Source organism: Oerskovia sp. PE-21s (assembly GCF_056158145.1).
In genome coordinates, this window is sequence record NZ_JBUXJM010000005.1 from 25,253 (window position 1) to 39,769 (window position 14,517).

Annotated in this window: 11 protein-coding genes; 6 read left to right on the top strand and 5 right to left on the bottom strand. The window is 72.6% G+C overall.

Annotation, left to right across the window (positions count from 1 at the left end; genetic code table 11):
• The first annotated feature begins 18 nt into the window (after positions 1–18).
• The 3 genes from ilvN to ACZDYF_RS11255 all read left to right on the top strand — a co-directional run bounded on the left by ilvN (position 19) and on the right by ACZDYF_RS11255 (position 2,600).
• Positions 19–543: an acetolactate synthase small subunit gene (gene ilvN / locus ACZDYF_RS11245; protein ID WP_191788729.1), complete on the top strand. Its 525-nt coding sequence runs from the start codon at positions 19–21 to the stop codon at positions 541–543.
• Between the two features lie 90 nt (positions 544–633).
• Positions 634–1,662: a ketol-acid reductoisomerase gene (gene ilvC, locus ACZDYF_RS11250; RefSeq protein ID WP_191788730.1), complete on the top strand. Its 1,029-nt coding sequence runs from the start codon at positions 634–636 to the stop codon at positions 1,660–1,662.
• 332 nt (positions 1,663–1,994) lie between these two features.
• Complete coding sequence (locus ACZDYF_RS11255) at positions 1,995–2,600, top strand: ASCH domain-containing protein (RefSeq protein WP_364077024.1); 606 nt, start codon at positions 1,995–1,997, stop codon at positions 2,598–2,600.
• A gap of 173 nt (positions 2,601–2,773) precedes the next feature.
• On the opposite strand, the gene ACZDYF_RS11260 is transcribed toward ACZDYF_RS11255, so the two are convergent.
• Positions 2,774–4,039: an ROK family transcriptional regulator gene (locus ACZDYF_RS11260; protein WP_475056643.1), complete on the bottom strand. Its 1,266-nt coding sequence runs from the start codon at positions 4,037–4,039 to the stop codon at positions 2,774–2,776.
• Between the two features lie 256 nt (positions 4,040–4,295).
• Here ACZDYF_RS11260 and ACZDYF_RS11265 point away from each other — a divergent pair, with 256 nt between their 5' ends.
• Positions 4,296–5,339, top strand: coding sequence for a 3-isopropylmalate dehydrogenase (locus ACZDYF_RS11265; RefSeq protein ID WP_191788733.1), 1,044 nt, complete (start codon positions 4,296–4,298; stop codon positions 5,337–5,339).
• 206 nt (positions 5,340–5,545) lie between these two features.
• A complete protein-coding gene (locus ACZDYF_RS11270; protein WP_191788734.1) occupies positions 5,546–6,676 on the top strand; it encodes a branched-chain amino acid aminotransferase in 1,131 nt (376 codons plus the stop codon).
• A gap of 91 nt (positions 6,677–6,767) precedes the next feature.
• Here the strand turns inward: ACZDYF_RS11270 and ACZDYF_RS11275 are convergent, their stop codons facing one another.
• Positions 6,768–7,349 carry a DUF6069 family protein gene (locus ACZDYF_RS11275; RefSeq protein WP_475056646.1) on the bottom strand — a complete coding sequence of 194 codons (582 nt, stop codon included), beginning with the start codon at positions 7,347–7,349 and terminating at the stop codon, positions 6,768–6,770.
• Positions 7,350–7,734: 385 nt separating this feature from the next.
• Here ACZDYF_RS11275 and cimA point away from each other — a divergent pair, with 385 nt between their 5' ends.
• Positions 7,735–9,399: a citramalate synthase gene (cimA, locus tag ACZDYF_RS11280; protein ID WP_400273254.1), complete on the top strand. Its 1,665-nt coding sequence runs from the start codon at positions 7,735–7,737 to the stop codon at positions 9,397–9,399.
• Between the two features lie 89 nt (positions 9,400–9,488).
• Here cimA and ACZDYF_RS11285 read toward each other — a convergent pair whose 3' ends face one another.
• The 3 genes from ACZDYF_RS11285 to ACZDYF_RS11295 are packed head-to-tail and all read right to left on the bottom strand — an operon-like array spanning position 9,489 to position 14,399.
• On the bottom strand, positions 9,489–12,356 hold the full coding sequence (locus ACZDYF_RS11285; RefSeq protein WP_475056648.1) for an FAD-binding and (Fe-S)-binding domain-containing protein: 2,868 nt from the start codon (positions 12,354–12,356) through the stop codon (positions 9,489–9,491).
• A complete protein-coding gene (locus tag ACZDYF_RS11290; RefSeq protein WP_191788738.1) occupies positions 12,353–13,240 on the bottom strand; it encodes a MurR/RpiR family transcriptional regulator in 888 nt (295 codons plus the stop codon). Before ACZDYF_RS11290 ends, ACZDYF_RS11285 begins: the two co-directional genes overlap by 4 nt.
• The gene (locus tag ACZDYF_RS11295) at positions 13,230–14,399 is read right to left on the bottom strand and encodes an N-acetylglucosamine kinase (protein WP_475056650.1); all 1,170 of its coding nucleotides are present in this window, start codon (positions 14,397–14,399) and stop codon (positions 13,230–13,232) included. The genes ACZDYF_RS11290 and ACZDYF_RS11295 overlap by 11 nt, the downstream gene beginning before the upstream one ends.
• Between the last annotated feature and the right edge of the window lie 118 nt (positions 14,400–14,517).

Sequence of the window (14,517 nt, forward strand, 5' to 3'; positions counted from 1 at the left end):
CCGGGGAGAGCCGCAACCATGTCCCGACACACCCTCTCCGTGCTCGTGGAGAACAAGCCCGGCGTGCTCACGCGCGTCGCGGGCCTGTTCGCCCGCCGCGCGTTCAACATCCACTCGCTCGCCGTGGGGCCCACGGAGCACGAGGAGATCTCGCGCATCACCGTGGTCGTCGACGTCGACCAGAACCCGCTCGAGCAGGTCACCAAGCAGCTCAACAAGCTCGTCAACGTGATCAAGATCGTCGAGCTCGACCAGGCGTCCTCGGTCCAGCGCGAGCTCCTGCTCGTCAAGGTCCGCGCCGACGGCGCGAACCGCACGGGCGTCCTCGAGGTCGTCGAGCTGTTCCGCGCCAAGGTCGTCGACGTCGTCCCCGACGCCGTGACGATCGAGGCCACGGGCACCCCGGAGAAGCTGAGCGCCCTCCTGGGCGCGCTCGACCCCTACGGCGTCCGTGAGATCGTCAAGTCCGGCACCGTGGCCGTCGGCCGTGGCGCCCGCTCCATCACCGACCGGGCGCTCGACCGCGCTCACCGGTCCGCCTGACCCAGTCCATCCCGGTGGACACCCCCACGTCGCCCACCGACGTCGAACTATCGTGTTCGGCATCACCTCAAGAACCCAAGGAGTAACACCGTGGCAGAGCTCTTCTACGACGACGACGCCGACCTCTCGATCATCCAGCAGAAGAAGGTCGCGGTCGTCGGGTACGGCAGCCAGGGGCACGCGCACGCGCAGAACCTCCGCGACTCTGGCGTCCAGGTCGTCATCGCCCTCAAGGAAGGCTCCAAGTCGATCGCCAAGGCGACCGACGAGGGCTTCGAGGTCAAGACGGTCGCCGAGGCCGCCCAGTGGGCCGACCTCATCATGATCCTCGCGCCGGACCAGCACCAGCGCTCGATCTACAACGACGAGATCAAGCCGCACCTGGCCGCCGGCAAGACGCTCGCGTTCGCGCACGGCTTCAACATCCGCTTCGGCTACATCGAGGCCCCCGAGGGCGTCGACGTCATCCTCGTCGCCCCCAAGGCGCCGGGTCACACGGTGCGTCGCGAGTTCGTCGCGGGCCGCGGCATCCCCGACATCATCGCGGTCGAGAAGGACGCGTCGGGCCACGCGTGGGACATCGCGCTCTCGTACGCGAAGGCGATCGGCGGCACGCGCGCCGGCGTCATCAAGACGACGTTCACCGAGGAGACCGAGACGGACCTGTTCGGCGAGCAGGCCGTCCTGTGCGGTGGCGTGTCGCAGCTCGTCCAGTACGGCTTCGAGACCCTGACCGAGGCCGGCTACCAGCCGGAGATCGCCTACTTCGAGGTCCTGCACGAGCTCAAGCTCATCGTGGACCTCATGTGGGAGGGCGGCATCGCCAAGCAGCGCTGGTCGGTGTCCGACACCGCCGAGTACGGCGACTACGTCTCGGGCCCCCGCGTCATCGACCCGCGGGTCAAGGAGAACATGAAGGCCGTCCTCGGGGACATCCAGAACGGCGCGTTCGCCAAGCGCTTCATCGACGACCAGGACGCGGGCGCCCCCGAGTTCAAGGAGCTCCGCGCCAAGGGCGAGGCGCACCCGATCGAGGCCACGGGCCGCGAGCTGCGCGGGATGTTCGCGTGGGCGAAGTCGGGCGACGACGACTACACCGAGGGTTCTGTCGGTCGCTGACCCTCGCCGTTCGGCGGGTGAGTGACTCACCTTCGAGGCGGGCGGCACCTACCGCGCGATCTTCCGTCCGGCCTGGCGGCCTCCCGCCAGACCCGACCACGTTCGCGAGGCAGGCGCCGCCCGCCTCTGTGCGTCCGGCTCGCCCACGTGCTGCTCCGATGACCGACGGCGGAGCCTCCTCGGGTGCTCGTGTCACCTCGGGTGGGTGCTGCCGAGGGTGACGGCCGCACCCGCCGACGGTGACCGTGGGGACAGGGTGGAATCGCCGACACCCCGTCGGTCAAAGCACGACAAGACGGGCACTTCGGGGGTCCGTGGTCCACCATGGACGTATGAGCCACCACGACGACCGCGGACCGGACAGCACGAGCGAGGGCACCGAGCGGGTGCCTCAGGCAGCGCCGGGCGTTCCCCCGGTCGAGAACCCCGCCCCGGTCGAGGACGATCCGCGCGGCGAGGAGATCCTCGAGTTCTGGGAGACCGCACGCGTCCGTGCGGGGGAGGGCAAGGTGGGCGTCGTGACCGGCTTCGGGATCTCGGCGACCGTGCCACCGCCCGCGTGGTCCTTCGGGGACAACCCCGCGCTCGCCGACGGACTGCTCGCGGCGGTGCTGTCGGGCGACAAGACCGCGACGTCGTCGTCGCACTGGGAGTACGGCGACGACGTGCCGCTGCCGCAGGTCGGCGAGCTCTCGATCATCCTCGACGGCGACGGGCACCCGCGGGCCCTCATCCGCACGACGTCGGTCGAGGTCGTCCCGTTCGACCAGGTCTCGGCGGACTTCGCGGCGGCCGAGGGTGAGGACGACCGGACGCTCGAGTCCTGGCGCGCCGGTCACAAGAGGTACTTCACACGGGTCCTGGTGGACCACGAGTTCCGCGAGGACATGCCCGTGGTCTGCGAACGGTTCGAGCTGCGGTTCCCGCGCCAGCGGTGAGCCGCGGCGCGGCGCCGTCCGACTTGCCCGGGGGCGGCGTGCCCGGAGCCCCTCACGGGTGAGGTGCTGCGGGACGGGAGCGACGTCGTCGGGCGCCGTGCTCGACGGCCGAGGGGTGAGCGGTGGTCGCCGTCCCAGGCCGCGACCACCGCCCGTCGGGGCAGTGAGAGGAACTACCCCGAGTGTGTGGGCGCCGGGGCGCCGAGGTGTGCCGCGGCCGCGCGCACCGTCTGGACCGGCACGCCGTGCGTGCCCTGGTCCGTGAGGTGGGTCGAGACGCGGTCGAGCAGGAGGGTGCGCACGTCGGCCGCGACGACCGCCTGTGCGCCGCGCAGGACGGGGTCCGAGGGGGCCAGGGTCGGGACGATCGACGCCACTCCCTGCTCGGTGTCCGTGAGGTGGCTGCGTGTCACGTCGGCGAGGCGTTGACCGCCCGCGATGCACGTCGGGCCGCTGAGCACGACGACGTGGGGTTCGACGACCGCGACGACCGGCTGGACGACAGTGGCGAGGCGGCGTCCGAAGTCCTCGACGAGCGCGACGACCGCGGGGCTGTCCGGGTCGGCGATCATGGCCGCGAGGTAGTCGGTGTAGCCGTCGCCGGGCACGCCGTGCCGCTCGGCGAGCTCCTCGAACCGCCGGCCACCGACGAGGTCCTGGAGGTTGACCGAGTGGTCGTCGTACTCGCGGACGGTCACGGGTACGGGGAGATAGCCGAGCTCACCGGCGGCGCCCGTCGCGCCGTGGTGGAGCCGCCCGTCGATGAGCGTCCCGAGGCCGATGCCTCCGCCGATCCAGAGCAGCGAGAAGCTCGGGTCGTCGCACCGGCCTGCGTCGTGCTCGGCGATCGTGGCGAGGTTGACGTCGTTCTCGATGTGGACGGGGACGCCGAACTCCTCCTCGAGGAGGGATCGGACGGCGAGGCGAGGCCATCCCGGCAGGTCGCCGACGAGCCAGAGGTCTCCGGTCGTCGGGTCGGCCGCGGCCTGCACCCCGACGACGACAGCGCCCACCCGTTCGACGGGAACCCGTGCGTCGGCACAGGCGGCGTCCCACGCCGCGCGGACGTCGCTCACGGCCGTGCGGTCGTCCGAGGTGGGGACCTCGGCGCCGCCGAGGACGGTGCCGTGGGCGTCGACGATGCGGGCCTGCACCCCTCCGGGAAGGACGTCGAGCGCCAGCCCGACGACGACGTCGGTGCGCGCGGCGTACGTGACCGCCTGCGGGCCGCGGGCTCCCTGGACGGCTCCCGTGGGCTCGATGAGACCCGCGGACTCCAGGCGTGCCACGATCTGGGAGGATGTCGGACGGGAGACGCCGGTGAGGTCTCCGATCTGCGACCGGGTCATGGGGCCGGTGTCGAGCAGCAGCTCGAGCGCGGCGCGGTCGTTGATCGTGCGGAGCAACCCGGGGGTCCCCGGGACGTGCGTGCGGGACACGGCGTGGTGGCCTCTCTGCCAGCATCTTAGGAAAGTTTCCTAAGAGTTGCGTACTCTGGCGGATTGCGCAAGTCGACAGGTGCGGCGCGTTCCTTACACCATCCAGCGTCGCGCAGTCGGTCGAGTTTGCCATGGGAGCGCGACCAGGCGAGGCGGCGGCGCTCGATCCGCGGGATCGTGCGATTCTCTCGCTCGGACTCGCTCAAGGCGTGAGATGGGCGTCCCGAGGGCTGGCCCGGGGCGTAGCGTTCGGGGCATGACGCGCAACATCGACTTGGCAGTGGTCGCCGGAGACGGCATCGGTATCGAGGTCGTCGAGCAGGGCCTCGCGGTCCTCGAGGCGGCGCTCTCAGGCTCGGACGTCAAGGTCTCCACGACGCCCTTCGACCTCGGCGCGCGCCGCTGGCACGCGACCGGCGAGACCCTCACCGACGAGGACCTCGCCGCGATCCGCACGCACGACGCGATCCTTCTCGGTGCGATCGGCGACCCGACGGTCCCGTCGGGCGTCCTCGAGCGCGGGCTGCTCCTCAAGCTGCGCTTCGCGCTGGACCACTACGTGAACCTGCGCCCCGGCAAGCTCTACCCCGGTGTGACGTCCCCGCTGGCGGACCCGGGCGAGATCGACTTCGTCGTCGTCCGCGAGGGCACCGAGGGGCCTTACGTCGGCAACGGCGGGGCGCTGCGCGTCGGCACGCCCCACGAGATCGCGACCGAGGTCTCCGTGAACACGGCCTTCGGCGTCGAGCGCGTCGTGCGTGACGCGTTCGCCCGCGCCCAGGCGCGCCCCCGCAAGCACCTGACGCTCGTGCACAAGCACAACGTCCTGGTCCACGCCGGTCACCTGTGGCGCCGCACGGTCGAGGCCGTCAACGCCGAGTTCCCGGACGTCACCACGGACTACCTGCACGTGGACGCCGCCACGATCTTCCTCACGACGAACCCGTCGCGATTCGACGTCATCGTCACCGACAACCTGTTCGGCGACATTCTGACGGACCAGGCCGCCGCGATCACCGGCGGCATCGGCCTCGCGGCCTCGGCCAACATCAACCCCGACCGCACGGCCCCCTCCATGTTCGAGCCGGTGCACGGCTCGGCCCCCGACATCGCGGGCCAGGGCAAGGCGGACCCCACCGCCACGGTCCTGTCCGTCGCCATGCTGCTCGACCACCTCGGCCTCGCCGAGGAGTCGCAGCGCGTCGAGGCCGCGGTCGCCGCGGACCTCGCCGAGCGGGGGACCCGAGTACGGTCGACGGCCGAGGTGGGGCGCGAGCTCGCCGCCCGCGTCGCCGGCTGATCGGTCCTTCCGACCTGCCGTCGCACCGCCGTCGGGCTCCCGCTCAGGGTCCCGACGGCGGTGCGCACCCTCTGCCGTCCTCACCGCTCCCACGTCCTCGTCGAAGGCCCGGGAGTTCTCGCCCGCCCTGCGGGCGCCGAACGGCGCTCGGTCATGGAAAACTAGGCGAGGAACCCACCCGGGTCGCCAGGTGAAAGGCCCATGACATGACTTCCCCCCTCACAGCGCAGCCCGCTTCCTCGGCCGAGGATCTCGTCGCGCTCTTCGACATCCGCACCTCGGACACCCCGACCTCCCCCGAGGCCAGGGCGGCCGCGATCTCCGCCCCGAAGTTCGGCACCGTGTTCTCGGACCACATGGCCCGGATCAGCTGGAACTCGACCGACGGATGGATCGACCGCCGCATCGAGAAGTACGGCCCCCTCCAGCTCGACCCCGCGACCGCGGTGCTGCACTACGCCCAGGAGATCTTCGAGGGACTCAAGGCGTACCGGCACCAGGACGGGTCCGTGTGGACGTTCCGGCCGGAGGCCAACGCGGCCCGGTTCGCCCGGTCGGCCCACCGTCTGGCGCTGCCGGCGCTCTCGGTCGACGACTTCATCGGCTCGATCACGGCGCTCGTGCGCACGGACATCGAGTGGGTCCCGAGCGGCGAGGAGGCGAGCCTGTACCTGCGTCCGTTCATGTACGCCTCGGAGTCGTTCCTCGGTGTGCGTGCCTCGCTCGAGGCCGAGTACCTCGTGATCGCCTCGCCCGTGGGCCCGTACTTCTCGGGCGGCGTCAAGCCCGTGTCGATCTGGGTCGACCGCGAGTTCAGCCGTGCCGGTGCCGGTGGCACGGGCGACGCCAAGTGCGGCGGCAACTACGCGTCGAGCCTCCTGCCGCAGACCCTCGCGCAGGAGAAGGGCTTCGAGCAGGTCTGCTTCCTCGACTCGTCGACGGGCACGTTCCTCGAGGAGCTCGGCGGCATGAACGTGTTCGTCGTCAAGGCCGACGGGTCGGTCGAGACGCCCGAGCTCACGGGGTCGATCCTCGAGGGCGTGACGCGTTCGTCGATCATCCAGCTCCTCAACGACCGCGGCCACGAGGTCACGGAGCGGCGCATCCCGCTCGAGGAGCTCCTCGCCGACATCCGGTCCGGCGCGGTGACCGAGGTGTTCGCGTGCGGCACGGCCGCGGTCGTCACGCCGATCGGCCGCCTGGGCGGCTCGAACTTCGACCACACGATCGCCGACGGCGGCGCGGGGGAGCTGACTCTCGCGATCCGCGGTGAGCTCACCGACATCCAGAACGGCCGGGCGGCGGACCGCCACGGCTGGATGACGCGCCTGGCCTGATCCGCCCGTTCACCGACCCTTGGGTGCGGAGCAGCTGTCGCCGATCGACTCGATCTGCGCCAGCTGCTCCGCACTCAGCGTCTCGGCCTGCTCAGGCCGGTCGGCGCACGATCGTGCGGCCCGCGACCCCCGCGAGCAGCGACCAGACGGCGACCCCGATCAGCAGGTTCACGAGCCCCGACAGCACGGCTGACGTCGTGTCCGTGGTCCACGCGAACGGCAGGGCCGTGATGACGACGATCACGAGCGCCATGATCCAGCCGAAGAACGCCCGTGGGCGCGGGGTCGTGAGGATCAGCACGTGCAGCAGCCCGGCCGCGAGCAGGGCGAGGATCGCGCCGTCGATCGCGAACGCGGCCTGGTGCGAGGCGGTCGAGAAGATGTCCGGCGGGGGGACGAGCGTGAACGAGAAGATCCGTTCGAGGATGATCACGGCGACGAGGCCGATGAGCGCGGCGACCAGGGCCGTGGCGGCGGCCCCGGCCCAGAACCTGCCGACCTCGACCGCGAGGCGTGGGTCGGCAGGATTGACGGGCTCGTGGGGCGCCGGGAAGTCGACGTGCGGGTCCGGCGGCACCGTGGGCGGGATCGCGGGCGGGACCGCCTGGGGGTGGTAGCCGGGGGATCCGGGCGGCGGGACGTTGCCGCGGGGCGGGAAGTTCGGGTCGCTCATGATGCGTCTCCTGTCGTTGCAGGCTGTCGTTCCGGGCGCTCGCTGGGTGGCATGCTCAGTCCGTGGACACCGTTCCATCCTGGCGTCTGCTGTGGCAGCATGTGTCCTGTGACACACCTCGTCTCCCACCTCATTATCGAGTAGCGCGCCCGGCCACCACACCGGACGCGCAAACCTCCCGCACCCTCGGGGGGTTTTTTTGTTGCCTGACACCACCCCCGTCGGGCTTCGAAGCGCCGGGTACGAGCTTCACGAGAGCGACCGCCCGGCGCGTGGGACCGAGGAGGAACCGGTCGTGCGCGGAAGAGTCCCGCCCGATCCACCTAGAGTGGTCTCGCCCAGGCGGCACCGCTGGACCCCGAGATTCTCCCCAGAGAGCGGCACGATGACTTCCCAGGTGAACCCCGTAGCTCCTGCCACAGCGAGCGCATCCTCGACGTTCCACGTCTACGACACGACCCTGCGCGACGGCGCGCAGCAGGAGGGCATGAACCTCTCGGTCGCCGACAAGCTGGCGATCGCCCCGCTCCTGGACGAGCTGGGCGTCGGGTTCATCGAGGGCGGCTGGCCCGGGGCCATCCCCAAGGACACCGACTTCTTCGCGCGCGCCGCGAAGGAGCTCACGCTCAAGAACGCGGTGCTGGCCGCGTTCGGCGCGACCCGCAAGGCCGGGATCAGGGCCGCCGACGACCAGCAGGTCCGGGCGCTCGTCGCATCGCAGGCGCCCGTGGTCACGCTCGTCGCCAAGTCCGACCTCCGCCACGCCGAGCGTGCGCTGCGGACCACGGGCGCCGAGAACCTCGCCATGATCACCGACACCGTCACGTTCCTCGTGGCCGAGGGGCGCCGCGTTGTCCTGGACGCCGAGCACTTCTTCGACGGCTACCGGTTCGACCCCGCCTACTCGCGTGCGGCGGTCGAGGCCGCGTTCGCGGCGGGGGCCGAGGTCGTCGCGCTCTGCGACACCAACGGCGGCATGCTGCCCGAGTGGGTAGGCGAGATCGTCACGGAGCTGCGCGACGCCGTCGGGATCCCGCACGGGCTGCACGCCGGTGCCGGCGAGCCGCTGCTCGGGATGCACGCGCACAACGACTCGGGCTGCGCGGTCGCGAACTCGCTCGCGGCCGTGGCCGCAGGCGCCGCGCACGTCCAGGGGACCGTCAACGGCTACGGCGAACGCACGGGGAACGCCGACCTCATCACGGTCGTCGCGAACCTCGAGCTCAAGCACGGCCGGAGCCTTCTCGTCGACGGCGGCCTGCAGGAGACCACGCGCATCGCGCACGCGATCAGCGAGATCACCAACATCTCCCCGTACGCGCGCCAGCCGTACGTCGGGGCGAGCGCGTTCGCGCACAAGGCCGGGCTGCACGCCTCGGCGATCAAGGTCGACCCGGACCTCTACCAGCACATCGAGCCCACGCTCGTCGGCAACGACATGCGCATGCTCATCTCGGACATGGCGGGCCGCGCCTCGATCGAGCTCAAGGGCCGCGAGATGGGCTTCGACCTGTCGGACCAGGGCGACGTCCTCTCGCGCGTGACGCACCGGGTCAAGGAGGCCGAGGCCCGCGGGTACACCTACGACGCGGCCGACGCCTCGTTCGAGCTGCTGCTGCGCGAGGAGATCGCGGGCGAGCGGCCGCAGTTCTTCCGGGTCGAGAGCTGGCGCACGATCGTCGAACGGGCCGGGGGACGTGGCACCGAGGCGACGGCGGAGGCGACCGTCAAGCTGCACGCCGGTGGCAAGCGCATCGTCAAGACGGGTGAGGGCAACGGGCCCGTGAACGCGCTCGACCATGCGCTGCGGCTCGCGCTGCGGCGTGTGTACCCGGAGATCGAGGCGTTCGAGCTGATCGACTTCAAGGTCCGCATCCTCGACACCGAGCAGGGTACGGACGCCATCACGCGCGTCCTCATCGAGATGACCGACGGGGCGACGTCCTGGTCGACGGTGGGCGTCGGGCCGAACCTCATCGAGGCGGCCTGGGAGGCGCTGACGGACTCCGCGATCTACGGGCTGATCCACGCGGACGTGCAGCCGCGCTGAGCCTGCGCCCCTCCACCGGGCGCTGACGTGACAGAAGGAGCGTGACCTCCGGGTCACGCTCCTTCTGACACGTCGGGGTGCGGGACCCGTCAGGGACGGGTGGCCGCCTCGAGCAGCTCGACGACGTGCACGTAGTCCTGCCCCGTCGCCCGGCTCAGGCCCATCTCGCACGTCCGGTTGCTCGACGCGTACGCGTCGGCGGTGCCGTGATCGCGTGCGTGGGCCGCGACCTCGGCGGCCTCGGCGCGCGTCGCCGCCGCCGTGAGCTCGGGGTGGAGCATGCCGCGGTCGCCGGCGAACCCGCAGCATCCCGCGTCGAGCGGGAGCACGACGTCGTCGGCCACCGCGCGCGCGACCGCCTCGAGGTCGCCGACGACCCCCAGGTGGATCGACGAGCACGTCGGGTGCAGGACGATCGAGCCCAGCGTGGTTCCGACGGCCCGGGGGGAGCGGCCGCTCGCCTCGAGCGCGGGCAGGACGTCGCTGCGCACGAACGTCACGGCGTCCACGACGCGCAGCCGCTCGAACCGCTCGCGCGCCTCGCCGGACAGGTGGGACCCGACCCCTTCGAGGCCGTGCGTGCAGCTCGACGCGTCCGAGACGACGGGCAGGCGGCCGCCGTCGGTCGTGGCCCAGAGCGCGTCGAAGGTCCGCTCGGCCATCGCGGCGGCGCCGTCGGTCAGACCCTTGGAGACCCAGGGCGTGCCGCAGCACAGCCCCGCGATCCCCTCAGGGATCGCGACCGTGATCCCGGCGCGCTCGCACAGCGCGAGGAACGCCGGGCCCACGCCGCCCGGGCTGGGAGAGGCCGCGGCGGGGGAGAAGAGCGAGCCCATGCAGGACTGGAAGAAGACGACGGACGCATCGGTGACGGCCCCGGCCGACGCCACGCGACGCGGTCCAGGCCCGGGCAGGTCCGCCCCGACGAGCGGCACGACGTCCGCACCCAGCACCGAGCGCCCGACCTTCGAGGCCGCGGTCACGAGCGGGGTGGGCAGGTGGCCGACGACGCCGAGCGCCCCGCGCAGGCCCGTGACCGCGCCGCCCCAGTGCTCGGCCGCGACCCGCCCTGCGCGCTGGACGACGGCTCCGTGCCGTTGTGCGCGCCGGACCTTCATGACCTTGCCCGTGTCGATCCCGACCGGGCACGCGGTCACGCACAGCGAGTCCACGGCGCACGTGTCGACGGCCGAGTACTCGTAGGCGCGCTCGAGCTCCGCGCGCTCGGACGGAGGAGCCGTGACCATCTCGCGCAGCAGGGCGATGCGCTGGCGCGGGGTCGTCGTGACCGTCCGTGAGGGGCACGCGGGTTCGCAGTAGCCGCACTCGACGCACCGGTCGACGACCTCGGCCAGGTCTCCTGCCGCGGACGTCCCGACGGGCGGCACGAGCTTGAGGTGCGCCAGGTGCGCCTCGTCGTCGTCCGTGAGGAGGACTCCCGGGTTGAGCAGTCCGGTCGGGTCGCACAGCGCCTTGACCTCGCGCATCACGGCGTAGAGGTCGTCCCCGAACTGCCGCCGGACGAACGGCGCCATGATGCGGCCCGTGCCGTGCTCGGCCTTGAGCGAGCCGCCGCGGTCGAGCACCAGGGTCACCATGTCCTCGGTGAAGGCCGCGAACCGGTCGAGCTCGCCGTCGTCGGACAGGCGCGGGGTGATCATGAAGTGCAGGTTGCCGTCCTTGGCGTGCCCGAACGTCACGGCGTCGTCGTAGCCGTGCCGCTCGAAGAGCCCGCCCAGGTCGCCGACCGTCGCGGTGAGGTCGGGGACCGGGACGACCAGGTCCTCCAGCAAGGCCGTGCTGCCCGGCGCGCGGGCGCCGGCCACCGCGGTGTACAGGCCCTTGCGCACACGCCACAGGCGCCCGCGAGCCGCGGGGTCGCGCGTGAGCTCAGCAGGCGTCACGAGGGCGAGGTCGCCGATGACACGGCGCGCGGCCTCCTCGAACGGTTCGAGGCCGTCGGCGGTGGTGGCCTGGTACTCGACGAGCAGGGCCGTCTGGGTCGTCGCGGCCGCGAAGGCCCGCATCGACGCGTCGGCGAGCGGGTCGGCGGCGGCGACGCGGAGCGAGGCCGCGTCGAGGAGCTCGATCGCCCGCGCACCCGAGTCGGTGATGGTCGCCAGGGCGTCGGTCGCGTGCTCGAGCGCGTCGAAGACCAGGAGGGTGGTCGAGGCCGCGGGCAGCAGCGGCACGGTCCGGAAGGTCACGTCCGCCACGAACGCGAGCGTCCCCTCCGACCCGACGACCAGGTGCTCGAGGATCTTGACGGGGGAGTCGTGGTCCACGAACGCGTTGACGCCGTAGCCCATGGTGTTCTTCATGGAGTACTGGTGCGCGATCGTGGCGCGCATCGACGCGCTCGCGCGCACCCGGTCGCGCAGCTCGGCCAGGCCGCGGTGCAGCGAGGGCTCGAGGACCCGCAGCCGCTCGTCCGCGTCCGGGGCGCCCGTGTCGAGCACGGTCCCGCTGGGCAGGACCAGGGTCATCGACTCGATCGTGCGGTACGCGGTGTCGACCGTCCCGCAGGCCATGCCCGAGGAGTTGTTGGCGACGACCCCACCGATCGTGCACGCGATCTCGCTCGCCGGGTCGGGGCCGAGCCGCCGCCCGTGACGCAGGAGCCGCCCGTTGACCGAGCGCAGCGTCACGCCGGGCTGGCAGCGCACGCGGGCGCCGTCGTCGAGCACGTCGACGCGCGTGAAGCGCGTGCGCGTGTCGAGGAGCAGGCCCGCGCCCGAGGCCTGTCCCGACAGGCTCGTCCCGCCCGAGCGGAACGTGACCGGGAGCCCCCGGCGACGGGCCTCGGCGAAGGCGGCGACGACGTCGGGCACGTCGTGGGCGCGGGCCACCGCCTCGGGGCGCAGCAGGTAGTGCGAGGCGTCGTGCGCCTGGGCGACCCGGGTCAGGAGGTCGGTCCGGATCTCGAGGGCCCGCGTCGTCGCGGCGGAGACGCTCATGCTCGGGCCTTGCGCTCCCCGTCGAGCCGGTGGGGCTGGACCGCGTCGTAGGTCGCCTTGAGGTTGGCGCTGGTCTGCTCGTACAGGCGCTGGGCGACGCGCACGAACAGGAAGTCGACGACCGCGAGCTGCGCGATGCGGCTCGACAGGGCACCCGAGCGGAACTGCGTCTCGCGCGCCGTGGTACCCAGGACGATGCCGGCCTCCTGCCCCAGGGGGGACTCGGGGAAGTTCGTGATCGCGACGGTCGTCGCGCCGCGCGCCTGCGCGATCGCGAGCGCGTGGTTCGTCTCGACCGTCTGCCCGCTGTGCGAGATCCCGATCGCGACCGCGCCCGGGCGCAGGAGCGCCGCGGACTGGAGCTGGAGGTGCGGGTCCGGCGCGGCGAAGCACACGAGCCCGATGCGCTGCAGCTTCTGCGCGAGGTCCTGCCCGGTGAGCTGGCTCGACCCGACGCCGAACACGTCGACCCTGGGCGCGGCCGCGACCGCCGCGGCGACCTGCTCGAGCGCGCCGAGGTCGAGCATGCGCGCGGTCTCCTCGATCGTCCGCGCCTCGTGGAACGCGATCTTCGCGACGACGTCCTCGGCCGTGTCGGTCTCGTTGATCTCGCCGTGCGCGACGTTCGAGCGCTCGAGCTCCATCTCGCGGCGCGACGTGGCCTGGGCGAGATCGATCCGGAACTCGGGGTAGCCCGCGTAGCCGATCGCCCGGCAGAATCGCACGACCGTCGCCTGCGAGGCGCCTGCCCGCGCGGCGAGCTCGTTGATCGTGGACCCGACGACGGCGGTCGGGTCCGCGAGCACGGCCTCCGCGATCCGGGCCTCGGCCGGGCGGAGGGTCGGCAGGGCCTGCCGGATGCGGACGAGTCCATCACCTGTCATGTCGGATCTCCTGTGATCGGTGCGGGGTGGCTGTCGGTGCGGCTGTCGGTTCGGGGCCCGGGGCGGATGCGGGTTCCGGGGGGAGGCCCGCGAGGCTCAGCCACGGTTCGTGCGCGACGATCGCACCGGTGCCGCCGGGGCCCTCGGCCATCAGCCGGGCCAGGTGCAGCGCGCCGTCGAGCGGGGTGCCCGCGGAAGGGACGAGCTCGGCGTCGGGACGCAGCGCGGCGAAGCGGCGCGCGAGCGCGCCCGTCAGGGCGGGACCGGCGTTGAGCACCCCGCCCGTGGCCGCGGCGCGCGGCGGCAGCCCGGGAACGAGGGCTGCCGCGAGCGACTCGGCCAGGTGCCGGCCGGCCTCGGTGAGGATCGCCGCGGACACCGGGTCGCCCGCGGCGGCGGCTGCCGCGACGTCGGGAGTGAACGACCCGAGGACCTGGGCGCGGTCGGGGCGGGTGTAGAGCTGTGCGGGCCAGCTCGGGGCGGGGCCGAACCGCGTCGTGGCGGCGGCGAGCAGCGGGCGCGAGCCACCCGTGGAGCGCCCGTCGTGCGCGGCGAGCGCCGCCCGCAGCCCGTGCGCCCCGATCCACGACGCCGAGCCGAGGTCGCCGAGGAGGTGTCCCCAGCCGTCGACGCGCCGCCAGGTGCCCGCGAGGTCCGTGCCCAGGGCGATCGTGCCGGTGCCGACCGCGACGACCGCCCCGGCACGGCCGCCGAGCGCTCCGAGGTGGGCGGTCACGGCGTCGGCGGCGACCGCGGTGCGCTCGGCGCCGAGGCTCGCGCGGAGCGCGTCGTGCACGACGGTCGGGTCCGGGACGAGGGTCGCGACGCCCGTCGCGCCGACCGCGGCGGCCGCGACCACGGGGGGCTCGCCGTGGGCCTCGGCCCAGGCGGCGACGAACGCCGCGCCGAGGTCGTGCACGACCTCGGCGACGTCGCTGCCGCCGGGGCCGATCGCGACCGGGCGTCCGGTGAGGCTCGTGCGGTGCGCGTCGGGGCCGGCGTCGGCTGTGGTGTCGTCACCGAGCCTGGCCGCGAGGAGGCGGCTGCCGCTCCCGCCGACGTCGATCGCGACGATCCAGCGGGAGGGGCCCGTCGGCGCCGTCCGGGCGTCTGCACGGGCCTCCGGGAGGGCGGGGTCGTGGTCCTGCGCGCTGGTCACGCCTCATTGTGGCATGAAGTTTCACGGTGGCGCCACGGGGCGGAGAAAAGTGCCAACGGGTTCACCCGGGCTCGCGCACGGAGGTCCTGCGGTGCCCTTGGCCGGCCCTGTCGACCCG